Source organism: Pseudomonas sp. Eqa60, assembly GCF_018326405.1.
Taxonomy (GTDB): domain Bacteria; phylum Pseudomonadota; class Gammaproteobacteria; order Pseudomonadales; family Pseudomonadaceae; genus Aquipseudomonas; species Aquipseudomonas protegens.
Map to the genome: position 1 here is coordinate 2333445 of NZ_AP024342.1, position 17204 is coordinate 2350648.

Genomic DNA, 17204 nt, shown 5'->3' on the forward strand with positions numbered 1-17204 from the left:
AAAGGGGAAGCCTGCCGGCTTCCCCTTTTCGTTGGCGCTGTCGTGTATCAGATCACTTGCAGGATGGCCTGGGTCACGACATGGATGTTGTTCTGGTTCAGCGCGGCGACGCAGATGCGGCCGGTGTCCAGGGCGTAGATGCCGAATTCGTTGCGCAGGCGGGTCACTTGCTCAACGGTCAGGCCAGAGTAGGAGAACATGCCGCGCTGGCGACCGACGAAGCTGAAGTCGTGCTCAGGGGCGCCTTTGGCCAGCAAGTCGACCATCTGGGTGCGCATGCCGCGAATCCGCAGGCGCATTTGCGCCAGTTCCTGCTCCCACTGGGCGCGCAGTTCCGGGCTGTTCAGCACGGCGGCGACGATGGTTGCACCGTGGGTCGGCGGGTTGGAGTAGTTGGTGCGGATCACGCGCTTGACCTGGGACAGCACGCGGGCGCTTTCTTCCTTGGAGCTGCTGACGATGGACAGGGCGCCAACGCGCTCGCCGTACAGCGAGAACGACTTGGAGAACGAGCTGGAAACGAAGAAGGTCAGGCCCGACTCGGCGAACAGGCGCACCGCCGCGGCGTCTTCGTCGATGCCGTCGCCAAAGCCCTGGTAGGCCATGTCGAGGAAGGGCACGAGGTTTTTCGCCTTGACCACCTCCAGGACGTCTTTCCAGTCCTGTGGGCTCAGGTCGACACCGGTCGGGTTGTGGCAGCAGGCATGCAGCACCACGATCGACTGGGCCGGCAGGGCGTTCAGGTCTTCCAGCAGGCCAGCACGGTTAACGTCGTGGGTGGCAGCGTCGTAGTAGCGGTAGTTCTGCACCGGGAAGCCGGCGGTCTCAAACAGGGCGCGGTGGTTTTCCCAGCTCGGGTCGCTGATGGCGACCACGGCGTTGGGCAGCAACTGCTTGAGGAAGTCGGCACCGATCTTCAGGGCGCCAGTGCCGCCAACGGCCTGGGTGGTGACCACGCGGCCAGCGGCCAGCAGTGGCGAGTCGTTGCCGAACAGCAGCTTCTGTACCGCCTGGTCGTAGGCGGCAATGCCGTCGATCGGCAGGTAGCCACGGGAAGCATGTTGGGCGGCGCGAATCGTCTCGGCTTCGACAACGGCGCGCAGGAGCGGAATGCGTCCCTCCTCGTTGCAGTACACGCCCACCCCAAGGTTGACCTTATCGGTGCGGGTATCGGTGTTGAATGCTTCGTTGAGGCCCAGGATAGGATCGCGTGGTGCCATTTCGACAGCGGAGAACAGGCTCATTTTTACGGCGGCTCTGAATGGAGTGTGGAGGGACGTGTCGCGCTCCAGCCGAATGCACTAGAGCGGTGCACAAACGGGGAGCTAGTATAGAGGCCATCATCGCGTGGGGCGACAGGCTATTGACCTTTTGCGCCAAGTTTTTCGCTTTATTTTTCGACCGTTAGTCTTATTGCAATAACCAGGGTGTCAGCGGGTGTAGGACCTTTGCCTTGAAAGCTGTGGTAATCGGCTCCACATCAAGGATATTCCGGTTTTTTTCCTCGGCGACATGGGTCGTACGCGGTCTTTCCTGTTCCTGTACGGTATTGCCGCGCACGAATGATCCCAGAGGTACGTTATGTCTGAATTCCAGCTAGTCACCCGCTTCCAGCCCGCCGGCGACCAGCCGGAAGCCATCCGCCTGATGGTCGAAGGCATCGAGGCCGGGCTGGCCCACCAGACCCTGCTCGGTGTGACCGGTTCGGGCAAGACCTTCAGCATCGCCAACGTGATCGCCCAGGTGCAGCGCCCGACCCTGGTGCTGGCGCCGAACAAGACCCTGGCGGCGCAGCTGTATGGTGAGTTCAAGGCCTTCTTCCCGAACAACGCGGTGGAGTACTTCGTTTCCTACTACGACTACTACCAGCCCGAAGCCTATGTGCCGTCCTCCGACACCTTTATCGAGAAGGACGCCTCGATCAACGACCATATCGAGCAGATGCGCCTGTCCGCGACCAAGGCGCTGCTGGAGCGCAAGGACGCCATCATCGTCACCACGGTGTCGTGCATCTATGGCCTGGGCAGCCCGGAAACCTACCTGAAGATGGTCCTGCACGTGGACCGCGGGGACAAACTCGATCAGCGCGCCCTGCTGCGCCGCCTGGCGGACTTGCAGTACACCCGCAACGACATGGATTTCGCCCGCGCCACCTTCCGCGTGCGTGGCGATGTGATCGACATCTATCCGGCGGAGTCGGACCTGGAAGCGATCCGCATCGAGCTGTTCGATGACGAAGTGGAAAGCATCAGCGCCTTCGATCCCTTGACCGGTGAAGTGATCCGCAAACTGCCGCGCTTCACCTTCTACCCCAAGAGCCACTACGTGACCCCGCGGGAAACCCTGCTGGACGCCATCGAAGGGATCAAGGTGGAGTTGCAGGAGCGCCTGGAATACCTGCGCTCCAACAACAAGCTGGTGGAAGCCCAGCGCCTGGAGCAGCGCACCCGTTTCGACCTGGAGATGATCCTCGAACTGGGCTACTGCAACGGCATCGAGAACTACTCGCGCTACCTCTCGGGGCGTCCGGCTGGCGCGGCGCCACCTACCTTGTACGACTACCTGCCGGCGGATGCCTTGCTGGTGATCGACGAATCCCACGTCAGCGTGCCCCAGGTCGGCGCCATGTATAAGGGCGACCGCTCGCGCAAGGAGACCCTGGTTGAGTACGGCTTCCGCCTGCCATCGGCTCTGGATAACCGGCCAATGCGTTTTGACGAGTGGGAAGGGGTGAGCCCGCAGACCATCTTCGTTTCGGCCACTCCGGGCAACTATGAGGCCGAGCACGCCGGCCGCGTGGTGGAGCAGGTGGTGCGTCCCACCGGGCTGGTGGACCCGCAAGTGGAAGTGCGCCCGGCCCTGACCCAGGTGGACGACCTGCTGTCGGAAATCACCAAGCGTGTGGCCGTGGAAGAGCGGGTGCTGGTGACCACCCTGACCAAGCGCATGGCCGAAGACCTTACCGATTACCTGGCCGACCATGGCGTGCGTGTGCGCTACCTGCACTCGGACATCGACACCGTGGAGCGGGTGGAGATCATCCGCGACCTGCGCCTGGGCACTTTCGATGTGCTGGTGGGGATCAACCTGCTGCGTGAGGGCCTGGACATGCCGGAAGTGTCCCTGGTGGCGATTCTCGATGCCGACAAGGAAGGCTTCCTGCGTTCCGAGCGTTCGCTGATCCAGACCATCGGCCGGGCCGCGCGTAACCTCAATGGCCGGGCGATTCTCTATGCCGACCGCATCACCGGCTCCATGGAGCGGGCGATTGGCGAGACCGAGCGCCGTCGCGACAAGCAGATCGCCTTCAACCTGGCCAATGGCATCACCCCCAAGGGTGTGGTCAAGGACGTTGCCGACATCATGGAAGGCGCCACCGTGCCCGGTTCGCGCAGCAAGAAACGCAAGGGCATGGCCAAGGCCGCGGAGGAAAACGCCCGCTACGAAAACGAACTGCGCTCGCCCAGCGAGATCACCAAGCGCATTCGCCAGCTCGAAGAGAAGATGTACCAACTGGCCCGCGACCTGGAGTTCGAAGCCGCGGCGCAGATGCGCGACGAAATCACCAAGCTGCGCGAGCGCTTGCTCACCGTCTAACGACGCTCGATCCCTCGTAGGAGCCGGCTTGCCGGCGAAGAGGCCCTCAAATCCTGTGCAAGGGTTGGGAGTCTATTCGCTGGCAAGCCAGCTCCTACAGGCAATTCGTGGGTCAGTGGGCTTCGCCGGCCTTGAGGCCCTTGGGCAGGGCCTTGGTCAGCAGGATCGCCAGCATGCTGATGCCCAGGGCAATGCCGACGAAATGGAAGGCGTCGTTGTAGGCCATGATCTGTGCCTGCTGGTGGGTGATTTCGCTGAGCTTGCCCAGGGCTGCGGTCTCGCTGCCGAACTTCTCGGTGAGGGTTGCCAGGCGTTCCGCCACCTGGGGATTGCTGGGCACAACGGCTTCGCGCAGGTAGTCGAAATAGGTCTTGGTCCGGGCATCCAGCAAGGTCGCCAGCAGGGCAATGCCGATGGCGCCACCGAGGTTGCGCAGGATGTTGAACAGGCTGGAGGCCGATCCCGCGTCCTGGGGCTGTATATAAGCCGTGGCGATCAGCGAGATGGTGACCATGATCAGCGGCTGGCCCAGGGCGCGAATGATCTGGATCTGGTTGAACTGCGGCCCGGCAAAGTCCGGGTTGAGCACCCCCGACGAAAAACTCGCCAGGCCGAACAGGCCAAAGCCCAGGGTGCACAGCCATTTCGGTGAAATGAACTGCATCAGCTTGGGTACCAGGGGAATCAGGAACAACTGCGGCACCCCCATCCACATGATCACTTCGCCGATCTGCAGCGCGTTGTAGTTCTGGATCTGCGCCAGGTACAGCGGCAGCAGGTAGATCGAACCGTACAGGCCAACGCCCATGCCCAGGCTGGAGATACTCGACAGGCCGAAGTTGCGATTGCGCAGGATGCCCAGGTTGATCAGCGGGTTGGGCCTGGAGACCTGGACGATGACGAAGGTGACCAGGCTGATCAGGGCGATGCTGCCCAGGGTGACGATCAGGCTCGATTCCAGCCAGTCCTTGCGGTGGCCTTCCTCAAGAAATACCTGCAGGCAACCCAGGCCCAGGCCGAGGGTGAGAATGCCGGCGTAGTCGGTGCTTTTCAGCAGTTCCCAGTGAGCTTCCTTCTTTTCCAGGCCATACAGCAGGCCCGCGATCATCAGCAGGCCCGGCGGCACGTTGATATAGAAGATGTACTCCCAACCCCAGTTTTCCGTGAGCCAGCCGCCCAGGGTCGGGCCGATGGAGGGGGCGAAAGTGGCGGTCATGGCGAACATGGCCATGCCCTTGGCCCGGTGATGCTCGGGGAGCTTGATCAGGGTCAGGGTGAACGCCAGGGGGATCAGGGCGCCGCCGGTAAAGCCCTGCAAGGCGCGGAACACGATCATGCTTTCCAGGCTCCAGGCCATGGAGCAGAGCAGGGAGGCAATAAGAAAGCCCACCGAGACCCAGACCGCCAGGCGCCGGGCCGAGAGCAGCTGCACCAGCCAGGCGGTGAGGGGGATCATGATGATCTCCGCCACCAGGTAGGAAGTGGAGATCCACGAGCCTTCCTCCAGGGTAGCGGACAGCGCGCCCTGGATGTCCTTGAGCGAGGAGTTGGTGATCTGGATGTCGAGCACCGCCATGAAGGCGCCGAGCATGGCGCTCATCACCGCGATCCAGTCGCGCCGGGTGGGTTCGCCCACCGGACGCAGCAGTTGATCACCGGCCATCGACGGGGTCTTTGACGTTGACCTTCACGGTTACCGACATGCCGGGGCGGATCTTGCCCCGCAGGGGATTGTCGGCTGCGAAGGTCAGTTTGACCGGAATGCGCTGTACCACCTTGGTGAAGTTGCCGGTGGCATTGTCTGGCGGCAGCAGGCTGAATTGCGCGCCGGAGGCGGCGAACAGGCTGTCGACCCGGGCCTGGATCGGCGTATCGCCGTAGGCGTCGAAGGTCAGCTCGGCCTTTTGCCCTGGCTGCATGTGGCCAATCTGGGTTTCCTTGAAGTTGGCCTGGATCCAGATGTCCTGGTCCGGAACGATCGACAGCAGATAGGCGCCGGCCTGCACCACCTGGCCATTGCGTGCGGCGCGCTGGCCGATGAGGCCGCTGATGGGGGCGTGGATCTCGCTACGGGTCAGGTTCAGTCGTGCTTGCGCCAGGTCGGCCCGGGCATTGGCGATCTGTGCATCGAGGCGCTTGATCTCGGCGTTCAGGGCATTGACTTGCTGGCGCTGGCCCTGCAAGTCGGCTTCGGCCTTGGCCACCTGGGAGCGGGCGATATGGTTGTCGGCGGAAAGGGTAGTGACCCGCTCCTCGGAGACGTAACCGGGCTTGCGCAGGGTCTGGGCCCGAGACAGGTCGATCTGCGAGCGGCCCAGGCTGGCCTGGCTCGACGCCACCTGGGCCTGGCCCGCGGCAATCAGGCTGGCTTGCTGGGTCAGCTTGCTCTGGGCCTGCAGGCGTTCGGCCTCGCGGGTATCCAGGGCGGCCTGGGCGCGGTCCACCGCCAGTTGGAAGTCCTGCCCTTCCAGGCGTACCAGCAACTGGCCCTGTTCCACATGCTGGTTGTCCTGCACCAGCACTTCTTCGATTCGCGCGCTCAGTTGGCTGGAGACCCGGGTGATCTCGCCCTGCACGTAGGCGTTGTCCGTGGTCTCGTAAAAGCGCCCGTGGAACCACCAGTGGGCAAGGAAACCCAGGGCAATCAACAGGACCAAGGACAGAAAGACAAACAGGCGACGCTTGAGTTGGGCTGGCATGGGCTGGCTGTATTCAATAAAAGTGTAAGGAGATCTATCAGCGGGCGAATCTGGCATATAGCCACTGGGCGGTAAATGCCATGGACTGATTATTGGCCCTTCAACAGGCTGGCAGCGGCCTGGAGTCGCAACCTTGGCTTAAATGCCCTCCTCACTGGAGCGGGGCTGCCGTCGCCTGTTACCATTCGCCCCCTGTTTTATTCCTCGTTTTTCTTTCCTTTCGAGACATGCCATGACCACCGTCCGCACGCGCATCGCGCCATCGCCTACCGGGGATCCCCACGTAGGTACCGCCTACATCGCTTTGTTCAACTATTGCTTTGCCAAGCAGCATGGCGGTGAGTTCATCCTGCGTATCGAAGACACCGATCAGTTGCGTTCGACCCGGGAGTCCGAGCAGCAGATTTTCGACGCCTTGCGCTGGTTGGGCATCAACTGGAGCGAAGGCCCGGACGTTGGCGGCCCTCACGGCCCGTATCGCCAGAGCGAGCGTGGCGACATCTACCAGAAGTACGCTCAGCAACTGGTGGACCTGGGCCACGCCTTCCCGTGCTTCTGCACCGCCGAAGAGCTGGACCAGATGCGTGCCGAACAGATGGCCCGTGGCGAAACCCCGCGCTATGACGGCCGGGCCCTGCTGCTGTCCAAGGAAGAAGTGGCCCGGCGCCTGGCGGCCGGCGAGCCTCACGTGATCCGCATGAAAGTGCCTACCGAAGGCGTCTGCGTGGTGCCGGACATGCTGCGCGGCGATGTCGAGATCCCGTGGGATCGCATGGACATGCAAGTGCTGATGAAGACCGATGGCCTGCCGACCTACTTCCTGGCCAACGTGGTCGACGACCACCTGATGGGCATCACCCACGTGCTGCGCGGCGAAGAATGGCTGCCGTCGGCGCCCAAGCTGATCCTGCTCTACGAGTACTTCGGCTGGGAGCAGCCGCAGCTGTGCTACATGCCGCTGCTGCGCAACCCGGACAAGAGCAAGCTGTCCAAACGCAAGAACCCGACCTCGGTAACCTTCTACGAGCGCATGGGCTTCATGCCGGAAGCCATGCTCAACTACCTGGGCCGCATGGGCTGGTCGATGCCGGACGAGCGCGAGAAGTTCTCGCTGCAGGAAATGGTCGACAATTTCGACCTGTCGCGGGTGTCCCTGGGGGGGCCGATCTTCGATATCGAGAAGCTGTCCTGGCTCAACGGCCAGTGGCTGCGTGACCTGCCGGTGCAGGAGTTCGCCAGCCGGGTGCAGACCTGGGCGCTGAACCCCGATTACATGATGAAGATCGCACCGCACGTACAGGGCCGGGTCGAGACCTTCAGCCAGATCGCACCGCTGGCCGGCTTCTTCTTCGCCGGTGGCGTGAACCCGGATGCCAAGCTGTTCGAGTCCAAGAAGCTGTCCGGCGATCAGGTGCGTCAACTGATGCAATTGATCCTGTGGAAGCTCGAAAGCCTGCGTCAGTGGGAGAAAGACAGCATCACCGCGACCATCCAGGCGGTGGTTGAGTCTCTGGAACTGAAACTGCGCGATGCCATGCCGCTGATGTTTGCCGCCATTACTGGCCAGGCCAGTTCGGTGTCGGTGCTCGATGCCATGGAAATCCTCGGTCCGGACCTGACCCGTTTCCGTCTGCGCCAGGCCATCGATCTGCTGGGTGGTGTGTCGAAGAAAGAAAACAAGGAATGGGAAAAACTCCTCGGCGCCATCGCCTGAGGCGTTTTTGCCGAAGGGCAGCCGACAGGGGCGGGGAGCTTTTCGACTACGCTTGAAACTCAAGCGCCAGGCGGGTTGATTGCGGCTTCTGGTGGTTCTTTGAGGCTTGCGGCGAGTGTTTTGTGCGACTCGCCGCAGGCGCAGAGGGCCGCAAAACCCCGGGTTTTCCGGGCGGGGCGGTAAGTGATTGTTATCCCGGCAAATTTTTTTTCAAAAAACGGAAAAAAAATTGACAGCCTTCCGATCGCCCCTTAAGATTCGCCCCGTCCTCAGCGATGAGGGGCTATAGCTCAGCTGGGAGAGCGCTTGCATGGCATGCAAGAGGTCGACGGTTCGATCCCGTCTAGCTCCACCAAATTTGCAGTTCAAGGCCTGGCCACACCGGCCTTGAATCGATCGGTACTCAGCACCGGTCAGTTGTACAGAAGGGTTTGCGTCCCCTTCGTCTAGTGGCCTAGGACACCGCCCTTTCACGGCGGTAACAGGGGTTCGAGTCCCCTAGGGGACGCCAGTTTCACACAAGCGATGTTGCAAGATGTCGCTGCGCCGCGAGGCGAAAATCCGGGGCTATAGCTCAGCTGGGAGAGCGCTTGCATGGCATGCAAGAGGTCGACGGTTCGATCCCGTCTAGCTCCACCAAATTTGCAGTTCAAGGCCTGGCCACACCGGCCTTGAATCGATCGGTACTCAGCACCGGTCAGTTGTAAGAAGGGTTTGCGTCCCCTTCGTCTAGTGGCCTAGGACACCGCCCTTTCACGGCGGTAACAGGGGTTCGAGTCCCCTAGGGGACGCCAGTTTCACACAAGCGATGTTGCAAGATGTCGCTGCGCCGCGAGGCGAAAATCCGGGGCTATAGCTCAGCTGGGAGAGCGCTTGCATGGCATGCAAGAGGTCGACGGTTCGATCCCGTCTAGCTCCACCAATTTACAGTTCAAGGCTTGGCCACACCGGCCTTGAATCGATCAGTACTCAGCACTGATCAGCTGTTAGAAGGGTTTGTGTCCCCTTCGTCTAGTGGCCTAGGACACCGCCCTTTCACGGCGGTAACAGGGGTTCGAGTCCCCTAGGGGACGCCACGTTTACCCGCTCTGCGGGATTTTTAAGGGTCATTCAATCATTGAATGACCCTTTTGTTTTTCTGGCCTTCAGCCAATCTCTCTTTCTTCCTCAGCCTGCGCTTCTGACCGACGGTCACACTGGCGACTTGCGGAAAATTATTATGAGAATAATATTTTTTCCGTAATATTCGGAGGTAACGATGAACGACAAAAAAGCTCAAACCCGCGAACGTATTCTCCAGGCCGCCAGTTCTGCACTGATCCAGCGCGGCCCGGCCGAACCGAGTGTGGGTGAGGTGATGGGGGCTGCCGGCCTGACTGTAGGCGGCTTCTATGCGCACTTTGAGAGCAAGGATGCGCTGATGCTGGAAGCTTTCACTCAGTTGCTTTCCCATCGACGCGGCCTGCTCGATGAAATGGATGCAAGCCTCAGCGGCGAAGAGCGCCGGGCGTTGGCAGCGGCGTTCTATCTGTCGCGCAAACACCGCGACTCCACCGAGCAGGCGTGCCCGATTCCAGCCTCGGTCGGCGAACTGGGGCGCTTGCCCGAGAGCTTTCGCAAGGCTTTGAACGAACACATGGAGCTGATGGTCGCGCAACTGGCTGCCAGCCCCGAAGATACCGACAAGGCCTTGGCCGACATGGCGCTGATGGTGGGCGGCCTGTCCCTGGCGCGGGCCTTGGGGCCCGGCGAGTTGTCCGATCGTTTGCTGCGTGCCGCCAAGTCGGCGGTGCTATGACCTGAAGTGCAACGGCGAGGTAGGTGATGAGCAGATTGAGCTGGATTCGTGGCGTCAATGGCACTCTGGGGTGGGTGGCGCCGCAATGGGCGGCGAATCGGATGCGTCATTTGTTCATGACCCCTCGCGAGCTGCCGCCACGAAAGTGGGAGTTGCCCCTGCTGGCGCGTGCCGAGCGCCTGACCTTGCGTTTCGGGCTTTCAGCCCTGCGTTGGGGCCAGGGGCCGACGGTATTGCTGATGCACGGCTGGGAAGGGCGGCCCACGCAGTTTGCCAGCCTGATCGAGGCCCTGGTGGCCGCCGGCTATACCGCCGTGGCGCTGGATGGCCCGGCCCATGGTCGTTCCCCGGGCGATGAGGCAAACGTGGCACTGTTTGCCCGGGCGATGCTGGAGGCAGCAGCCGAATTGCCGCCCCTGCGCGCGGTGATCGGCCACTCCATGGGCGGTGCCAGCGCCATGCTCGCGGTGCAATTGGGCCTGCGCACCGAAACCCTGGTCAGTATTGCCGCGCCGGCACGTATCCTGGCCGTGTTGCGCGGTTTTGCCAGCTACATGCGGTTGCCGCCCAAGGCGCGTTCCGCCTTTATCCGCCAGGTGGAGAAGAAGGTCGGAATGCGCGCCGCCTCCATGGACGTGGCCCAGTATCAGTTGGATATGCCCGGCCTGATCATTCACGCCGAAGATGACCTCTTCGTTCCGGTCAAGGAATCGGAGCTCATCCACCAGGCCTGGTTCGACAGCCGTCTCCTGCGCTTGAGTGAAGGTGGCCACCAGCGGATATTGGCCGACTCCCGAGTGGTGGATGCGGTGGTGGCGCTGGTCAGTGGACGGCATCTGCAAGCGCGCCAATCGGCCTGAGCATCCGTTACACTGCCCCGGTCAAAAAAACTGACCGGGAGTCGGGCATGAGTTGGGATCTGGCAACGCCATTCGTCATCGATCTGCAGGTGGCCGCCGAGGATATCGATGGCCTCGGGCACGCCAACAATGCGGTCTACGTGACCTGGCTGGAGCGTTGCGCCTGGCGACATTCGCAACGCCTGGGGCTGGACCTGGCCGAATACCGGCGCCTGGACCGGGCGATGGCCGTGGTGCGGCACGAGATCGATTACCTGGCGGCGGCCTATGAAGGCGATGAGCTGCAACTGGCCACCTGGATCGTCGATTGGGACCAGCGCCTGAAGATGACCCGGCGTTTCCAGCTGATGCGCCCGAGCGACGGTACGACCCTGTTGCGGGCCCAGACCACCTTTGTCTGCATCGAGCTGTCCACCGGCAAGCCCAAGCGCATGCCCGCCGAGTTCCTGGACGGTTACGGCCCGGCCCTGCAGGGCGCCTGACACCTCCCTGTGCCCGTGCAGGCGCCGGCTTGCCAGCGAAGGCGCCTGCAACGGCTGGCTCGCCCCTGTAAAACTCCTGCTGAAGGTCGAAACCCAGTAAACTGGCGGACGTTTTTTTGCCCGTTTTCTTGTCGAGTGTGTTTCATGCAAATTGCCCTGGCGCCCATGGAGGGGTTGGTCGACAACATCCTGCGGGATGTACTGACTCGTGTTGGCGGGATCGACTGGTGTGTCACCGAGTTCATCCGCGTCAATGACCGCCTGTTGACGCCTGCCTACTTCCACAAGCTCGCCCCCGAACTGCTGCACGGTGCACACACCGCGGCCGGCGTGCCGCTGCGAGTGCAGTTGCTGGGTTCGGACCCGGTGTGCCTGGCAGAGAACGCGGCCCTGGCCTGTGAGCTGGGCAGTGAGGTCATCGACCTGAACTTCGGTTGCCCGGCCAAGACCGTCAACAAGTCCCGGGGCGGGGCGGTGCTGCTCAAGGAGCCCGAGCTGCTGAACCAGATCGTCGAGCATGTGCGGCGTGCGGTGCCGGCGCACATTCCGGTCACGGCGAAAATGCGCCTGGGCTTCGACAGCCCGGATGGCTCGTTGGTCTGTGCCACAGCGCTGGCCGAGGGTGGCGCCGAACATATCGTGGTGCACGCGCGGACCAAGGTCGACGGCTACAAGCCGCCGGCCCATTGGGAGTGGATCCCGCGGGTGCAGGAAGTGGTCAAGGTGCCGGTGTTCGCCAACGGGGATATCTGGAGCGTCGAGGACTGGCGCCGTTGCCGGGAAATCAGCGGCGTCGAGGACATCATGCTGGGTCGCGGGCTGGTCTCGCGTCCCGATCTGGCCCGGCAGATCGCCGCAGCCCGGGCCGGTGAAGAAGTGGTGGAAATGTCCTGGGCCGACCTGCAGCCGATGCTCCAGGATTTCTGGGCTCAGGTAGTGGTGCAACTGACCCCGCGTTCGGCGCCGGGGCGCCTGAAGCAATGGCTGGCGATGCTGACCCGCAACTATCCGGAAGCGGTCGAACTGTTCACCGCCCTGCGCCGGGAAACCGAGCTGGATCAGGTCGGGCGCCTGTTGGGCATGCCCCGGAGCGAGGCGGCGTAAAAAATTTTTAAGGCATGTCTTGAAACGCTGGAGCCCATCCCTATCTCTTGGGTACGCGATGCCGAATTCGGGTCGCGGAGATAACCACTCGCTGAATAATCAGGAGAAACACCCATGAGTACTGCATTTTCCTTGGCTCCACTGTTCCGTTCCTCTGTCGGCTTCGACCGTTTCAATGATCTGTTCGAATCGGCATTGCGCAACGAACCAGGCAGCAGCTACCCACCCTACAACGTTGAGAAACACGCTGACGATCAATACCGCATCGTCATTGCCGCCGCCGGTTTCCAGGAAGAAGACCTGGAACTGCAAGTGGAAAAAGGCGTGTTGACCGTGAGCGGTGGCAAGCGCGATGCCAATGAAAGCGTCACTTACCTGCACCAGGGCATTGCCCAGCGTGCATTCAAGCTGTCCTTCCGCCTGGCCGACCATATCGAGGTCAAGGCCGCGGCCCTGAGCAACGGTCTGTTGAATATCGACCTGCTACGGGTTGTGCCGGAAGAGGCCAAAGCCAAGCGCATCCCGATCAACGGTGCGCAGCAGGCGGCTCTGCAACACTAAGACCGCTGCAAAAAAAGGGCGCCCTGGTGGCGCCCTTTTTCGTGCCTGTCATTCCAGCAGCTTCTTGAATTCGCTCAGCGGCAACGGCCTGCTATGGAGGAAACCCTGGTACAGGTGGCACTCCAGGCCCTGGAGGAATTCGAGCTGCTGCGGGGTTTCCACGCCTTCGGCGATGACCTTGAGGTTCAGGCTGCGGGCCATGGCGACAATGGCCCGGATGATTTCCGCATCGTTGGGGTCGTGGGTCGCATCGCGGACGAAGGACTGGTCGATCTTCAAGGTGTCCACCGGCAAGCGCTTGAGGTAGGTCAGGGACGAGTAGCCGGTGCCGAAGTCGTCCATGGCAAAGCTCACTCCGAGTTTCTTCAGCCGGCGCATCTTGTTGATGGTGTCTTCCAGGTTCTGGATCACGATGCCTTCGGTGATCTCCAGCTTCAGCAGGCTCGAGGGCAGTGCGTAGGCGTGCAGGCTGTGTTCGACCCGCTCGACAAAGTCGGTCTGGCGGAACTGCCGCGGGCTGATGTTGACGCACAGGCTGAAGTGCTGGGGATCCACCAGTTTCTGATCGATCAACTGGCTGAAGGCCAGGCAGGCCTCGTCGAGAATCCAGGTGCCCACTTCGAGGATCAGGCCGCTGTCCTCCAGCACCTTGATGAACTCGGTTGGCGACTGTGCGCCCAACTCCGGGTGTTGCCAGCGCACCAAGGCTTCGGCGCCGACGATGCGGTTGTCGCGGGCGTCCACCTGGGGCTGGAAGTGCACGCTGAATTCGCCCCGGGACAGGGCCAGGCGCAGGTCGGTTTCCATGCGCAGGCGTTCGCTGGCGGCTTTTTGCATGGTGTTGTGGAACATCTGGGTGGTGTTGCGCCCTGAATCCTTGGCCCGATAAAGGGCGATGTCGGCGCGCTTGAGCAGGTCGGTGGGGGTCGAGCCGTGGTCGGGAATCAGTGCCACACCGATGCTCGGGGTGACCTGCAGGCGCTGGCCATCGAGGAACATCGGTTCGGACAGCAATTCGCGCAGGGTGTCGGCCAGCTGGCGGACCTGTTCGCTGACTTCGTTGCGCGTGCCCTCAAGGCCACTCAGCAGGACCACGAACTCATCGCCGCCCAGGCGTGCCACGGTGTCTTCCATGCGCACGCTGGCTTCGAGCCGGGCGGTGATGATTTTCAACACGGTGTCGCCCACCGGGTGGCCCAGGGAATCGTTGATGTGCTTGAAGTGATCGAGGTCGAGAAACAGTAGGGCACCGCGCAGGTTATGGCGCTTGAGCAGGGCAATCTGCTGGCTCAGGCGGTCCATCAGCAGGGCGCGGTTGGGCAGGTTGGTCAGGGGGTCGTGGTAAGCCAGGTGGCGGATCTGTGCCTGGGCGTTCTTCAGCAGGCTGACGTCCCGGGCGGTCATTAGCAGGCAGGGCGTTTCGTTGAGGGTGATGGGTTCCACCGAGACTTCCAGGGTGAGGATTTCCCCGCGTTTGTTGCGCCCGAGCATTTCCAGGTGGTGCACCCGGCCCTTGATCTGGAGCTCCGCCAGCAAGGTGGAGAGTTGCGCTTCTTCGGCCCAGATGCCGATCTGGTACATGGTGCGGCCGATCACCTCGTCGTTGCGGTGGCCGGTCAGGCGGCAGAAACCATCGTTGACTTCCAGGTAGCGGCCCGTATCGCGCTCGGTGATGCTAATGGCGTCAGGGCTGGAGTGAAAGGCCTTGGCGAACTTCTCTTCACTGGCCTTGAGGGCTGCCTCCGAGCGCTGCTGCTGGGTGATGTCCCGCAGGTTGGTGACGATGCAGGGCTGCTTGTCCACGGTGATCAGGCGGCTGGAAATGATGCAGGTCAGCGGCTGGCCGTTCTTGTGGTGGACCACCACTGCCACATTATTCAGCGCCTGTTCGCGAATCACCTGCTCGATGCGCCGCAGGCGCGGCGCGGCATCTTCCCAAAGGCCGATCTGTTCGGCGCTGCGGTTGAGCACTTCGTCCAGGGTCCAGCCGAAGGTCTGGGTGAAGCTGGAGTTGATCTCGATGAACTGACCGGTTTCCAGCAAGGTCACGCAGATTGGGTCGGGGCTGACCTGGAACAGGCTGGCGAATTTCTCTTCGGAGGTGATCAGGCGCTGTTCCCGTTCCACCTGCTCGGTGATGTCCAGCAGAGTGCCGGCCATGCGCAGCGGGCTGCCCTGTTCGTCGCGGTAGAGGCGGGCGCGGCTTTCCAGGTAGCGCGAGCTGCCGTCCTCCAGTTGCACCCGGTAGGTCAGTTGATAGTTGCCCGCCGGGCCTTCGCGCAGGCTGCGGTAGGCATCGCGCATGGAGTTGCGCTCTTCGGTGGGTACGCCTTCGAAGAAGGCGTCGAAGGATTCATGGAAAGGGATGGGTTCCAGGCCGTGCAATTGCGCGGCGCGGGCCGAGCCGTAGAGCATGCCGCTGGGAATGTGCCAGTCCCAGGTGCCCAGTTGCGCCGAATCCAGGGCCAGGTCCAGGCGTTCCTGGCTATCCTTGAGCGCCTGTTCGGATCGTTTGCGCTCGCTGGTGTCGAGAAAGGTGCTGAGCAGGTAGGCCTTGCCCTCCAGTTCAACCTTCTGGGCACTGAGGATGCCGTCATGGATCTGCCCGTTGCTGGCGCGAAATTGCACTTCGAGGCTGGCGGCCTGGCCCTTCTTCTGGACCGCCTTGATCAGTTGGGCGCGCTGTTCGGGGTTGACCCACAGGCCGATCTCCAGGGTGGTACGGCCGATCACGTGCTCGGCGGGCCAGCCGAACTGGCTTTCGAAGTACTGGTTGGCCTCGCTGATCAGGCCATCTTCCAGGCGGGTCAGCAGCACGGTGTTGGGGCACAGGTGAAACAGCGTGGCAAAGCGCTTTTCCGAACTGCTGAGGGCTTCTTCGCGTTGGCGCTGGTGGGTGATCTCGCGGATCACCCCGATCATTCGCGGCTTGCCGTGCTTGTCCGGTAACACGCTGCCGTTGATCTCCAGCCAGTGCAGGCTGCCGTCGGGCCAGCGGATGCGGTGGTGCATGGCGTGTTCCAGCGGCGCGCCGGCCAGCACTGAATGAAAGGCGCGAATCGTCCTGGCCCGGTCCTCGATGGGCAGCAGGTCGAGGTATTCGAGGTTTTCCGGCAAGGGCTGGCGCGGGTCGAAGCCGAACAGCGCCTGGGTGCCCCGGGACCAACTGATCTGCCCGCTTTCAATATCCCAATACCAGGCCCCCAGGCGCGCACCGTTGAGGGCGGCGAGCAGCTGCGGTGCGTTTTCCCAGCTTTGCTCCGACTCCCGGGGGTCGACAGCATGGATACGCGGCAAGGGCGGAATACGGTCAGCGGGTTTGGGCATGGAGGTCAGGCCTTGAGCTGAGTCATTCGTCGGGTGCGGGATACTCATGGCGCTGCGGCGTGGCACGGGCGATACCCGGAGTGTTATGCCGGGTTCCCTGGCCAATCGACTTGTGCATCCAGTAAGGCCATGAAAGCCCGCGCAGCGTTCGAAAGTGTCCGTTCGGTATGCAGGATATAGCCTAGCTGGCGGTGCAGCTGTATGCCCGGTAAAGGAATGCGCGCCACCTGGTCGTCGAGCATGGTGCGTGGCAGCACGCTCCAGGCCAGGCCGATGGACACCATCATCTTTATAGTTTCCAGATAGTTAGTACTCATGGCGATGTTCGGCGTCAGGCCCTGGGCTTCAAACAGGCGTTGGACAATATGGTGGGTAAAGGTATTGCCGCCGGGGAAAACTGCGGGATGCAGGGCAATATCCGCCAGGCTCACCTGGCCGCTGCTGACCAGCGGGTGTTCCGGCGCGGCGACGAAGTCCAGCGGGTCGTCCCAGACCGCAGTGGCCTTGACCAGGGAGTGGGGCTCGGGGGCCAGGGTGATCACTGCCAGTTCGGCGCGGCCATGGAGGATTTCCTCGTAGGCCACTTCGGAGTCGAGGAACTGGATGTCCAGGGCCACTTGCGGGTAGCGCCGGGTGAAGGCCCGCAGCAATGGCGGCAGGCGGTGCAGGCCAATGTGATGGCTGGTGGCCAGGGTCAGGCGGCCACTGACTTCGCCGGTGAGGTTGGTCAGGGCGCGGCGGGTGTCATCCAGCACATTGATGATCTGGTAGGCCCGGGGTAGCAGGGCACGCCCGGCCTCGGTCAGGCCGATCTCCCGCCCCAGGCGGTCGAACAGCCGCACGTTGAGTTGCTGCTCCAGGCCGGCGATGCGTTTGCTGATGGCTGGCTGGGTCAGGTGCAGGCGTTCGCCGGCGCCGGAAAAGCTGCCGGTCTCGGCGATGGCTATAAAGGCGTTGAGGTTGGCCAGGTCCATAGTTGCATTCCAGTTGGTTATCCAAAGCATGAAAAATATGAATTTGAGTTATTTAATCTAACGCCATAGGATCGGCCTCACAAGCCAA

12 protein-coding genes and 6 tRNA genes are annotated in these 17204 nt (G+C 62.3%); 13 read left to right on the forward strand and 5 right to left on the reverse strand.

The window, feature by feature from the left end; all coding sequences use genetic code 11:
- Nucleotides 1-47: 47 nt before the first annotated feature.
- Nucleotides 48-1244 carry an amino acid aminotransferase gene (locus KI242_RS10550; RefSeq protein ID WP_011060363.1) on the reverse strand — a complete coding sequence of 399 codons (1197 nt, stop codon included), beginning with the start codon at nucleotides 1242-1244 and terminating at the stop codon, nucleotides 48-50.
- 337 nt (nucleotides 1245-1581) lie between these two features.
- On the opposite strand from KI242_RS10550, the gene uvrB reads away from it, so the two are divergent.
- Nucleotides 1582-3597, forward strand: a complete 2016-nt coding sequence (gene uvrB, locus KI242_RS10555; RefSeq protein ID WP_011060364.1) for an excinuclease ABC subunit UvrB — start codon at nucleotides 1582-1584, stop codon at nucleotides 3595-3597.
- A 112-nt stretch (nucleotides 3598-3709) separates the two neighbouring features.
- On the opposite strand, the gene KI242_RS10560 is transcribed toward uvrB, so the two are convergent.
- Together KI242_RS10560 and KI242_RS10565 are read right to left on the reverse strand one after the other, a co-directional pair.
- Nucleotides 3710-5200: an MDR family MFS transporter gene (locus KI242_RS10560; protein ID WP_169893377.1), complete on the reverse strand. Its 1491-nt coding sequence runs from the start codon at nucleotides 5198-5200 to the stop codon at nucleotides 3710-3712.
- 49 nt (nucleotides 5201-5249) lie between these two features.
- Complete coding sequence (locus KI242_RS10565) at nucleotides 5250-6296, reverse strand: HlyD family secretion protein (protein ID WP_041752090.1); 1047 nt, start codon at nucleotides 6294-6296, stop codon at nucleotides 5250-5252.
- 232 nt (nucleotides 6297-6528) lie between these two features.
- Between KI242_RS10565 and gltX the strand changes: the two genes are divergently transcribed.
- The 12 genes from gltX to KI242_RS10625 all read left to right on the forward strand — a co-directional run bounded on the left by gltX (nucleotide 6529) and on the right by KI242_RS10625 (nucleotide 12815).
- Nucleotides 6529-8010, forward strand: coding sequence for a glutamate--tRNA ligase (gene gltX / locus KI242_RS10570; protein ID WP_011060367.1), 1482 nt, complete (start codon nucleotides 6529-6531; stop codon nucleotides 8008-8010).
- Between the two features lie 279 nt (nucleotides 8011-8289).
- Nucleotides 8290-8365 (forward strand) — tRNA-Ala (locus tag KI242_RS10575).
- Between the two features lie 80 nt (nucleotides 8366-8445).
- A tRNA-Glu gene (locus tag KI242_RS10580) sits at nucleotides 8446-8521 on the forward strand.
- A gap of 52 nt (nucleotides 8522-8573) precedes the next feature.
- A tRNA-Ala gene (locus tag KI242_RS10585) sits at nucleotides 8574-8649 on the forward strand.
- A gap of 79 nt (nucleotides 8650-8728) precedes the next feature.
- Nucleotides 8729-8804, forward strand: a tRNA-Glu gene (locus KI242_RS10590).
- Nucleotides 8805-8856: 52 nt separating this feature from the next.
- Nucleotides 8857-8932 (forward strand) — tRNA-Ala (locus tag KI242_RS10595).
- Nucleotides 8933-9010: 78 nt separating this feature from the next.
- Nucleotides 9011-9086 (forward strand) — tRNA-Glu (locus KI242_RS10600).
- Nucleotides 9087-9268: 182 nt separating this feature from the next.
- On the forward strand, nucleotides 9269-9808 hold the full coding sequence (locus KI242_RS10605) for a TetR/AcrR family transcriptional regulator (protein ID WP_011060368.1): 540 nt from the start codon (nucleotides 9269-9271) through the stop codon (nucleotides 9806-9808).
- Nucleotides 9809-9834: 26 nt separating this feature from the next.
- Complete coding sequence (locus tag KI242_RS10610; RefSeq protein WP_212806091.1) at nucleotides 9835-10668, forward strand: alpha/beta fold hydrolase; 834 nt, start codon at nucleotides 9835-9837, stop codon at nucleotides 10666-10668.
- A 47-nt stretch (nucleotides 10669-10715) separates the two neighbouring features.
- Entirely contained in the window at nucleotides 10716-11150 is a 435-nt protein-coding gene (locus KI242_RS10615) for a thioesterase family protein (protein WP_011060370.1), read from the forward strand.
- A gap of 144 nt (nucleotides 11151-11294) precedes the next feature.
- Complete coding sequence (locus KI242_RS10620) at nucleotides 11295-12254, forward strand: tRNA-dihydrouridine synthase (protein ID WP_011060371.1); 960 nt, start codon at nucleotides 11295-11297, stop codon at nucleotides 12252-12254.
- A 114-nt stretch (nucleotides 12255-12368) separates the two neighbouring features.
- Nucleotides 12369-12815: an Hsp20 family protein gene (locus KI242_RS10625; protein WP_011060372.1), complete on the forward strand. Its 447-nt coding sequence runs from the start codon at nucleotides 12369-12371 to the stop codon at nucleotides 12813-12815.
- Between the two features lie 48 nt (nucleotides 12816-12863).
- Here KI242_RS10625 and KI242_RS10630 read toward each other — a convergent pair whose 3' ends face one another.
- Entirely contained in the window at nucleotides 12864-16142 is a 3279-nt protein-coding gene (locus KI242_RS10630; RefSeq protein WP_011060373.1) for an EAL domain-containing protein, read from the reverse strand.
- Nucleotides 16143-16225: 83 nt separating this feature from the next.
- Nucleotides 16226-17116, reverse strand: coding sequence for a LysR family transcriptional regulator (locus KI242_RS10635; RefSeq protein ID WP_011060374.1), 891 nt, complete (start codon nucleotides 17114-17116; stop codon nucleotides 16226-16228).
- Nucleotides 17117-17204 lie beyond the last annotated feature (88 nt).

Coding starts and splice junctions, on each gene's coding strand:
- KI242_RS10550 (WP_011060363.1), bottom strand. CDS start 1,244: ATGAGCCTGTTCTCCGCTGTCGAAATGGCACCACGCGATCCTATCCTG.
- uvrB (WP_011060364.1), top strand. CDS start 1,582: ATGTCTGAATTCCAGCTAGTCACCCGCTTCCAGCCCGCCGGCGACCAG.
- KI242_RS10565 (WP_041752090.1), bottom strand. CDS start 6,296: ATGCCAGCCCAACTCAAGCGTCGCCTGTTTGTCTTTCTGTCCTTGGTC.
- gltX (WP_011060367.1), top strand. CDS start 6,529: ATGACCACCGTCCGCACGCGCATCGCGCCATCGCCTACCGGGGATCCC.
- KI242_RS10605 (WP_011060368.1), top strand. CDS start 9,269: ATGAACGACAAAAAAGCTCAAACCCGCGAACGTATTCTCCAGGCCGCC.
- KI242_RS10610 (WP_212806091.1), top strand. CDS start 9,835: ATGAGCAGATTGAGCTGGATTCGTGGCGTCAATGGCACTCTGGGGTGG.
- KI242_RS10615 (WP_011060370.1), top strand. CDS start 10,716: ATGAGTTGGGATCTGGCAACGCCATTCGTCATCGATCTGCAGGTGGCC.
- KI242_RS10620 (WP_011060371.1), top strand. CDS start 11,295: ATGCAAATTGCCCTGGCGCCCATGGAGGGGTTGGTCGACAACATCCTG.
- KI242_RS10625 (WP_011060372.1), top strand. CDS start 12,369: ATGAGTACTGCATTTTCCTTGGCTCCACTGTTCCGTTCCTCTGTCGGC.
- KI242_RS10630 (WP_011060373.1), bottom strand. CDS start 16,142: ATGCCCAAACCCGCTGACCGTATTCCGCCCTTGCCGCGTATCCATGCT.
- KI242_RS10635 (WP_011060374.1), bottom strand. CDS start 17,116: ATGGACCTGGCCAACCTCAACGCCTTTATAGCCATCGCCGAGACCGGC.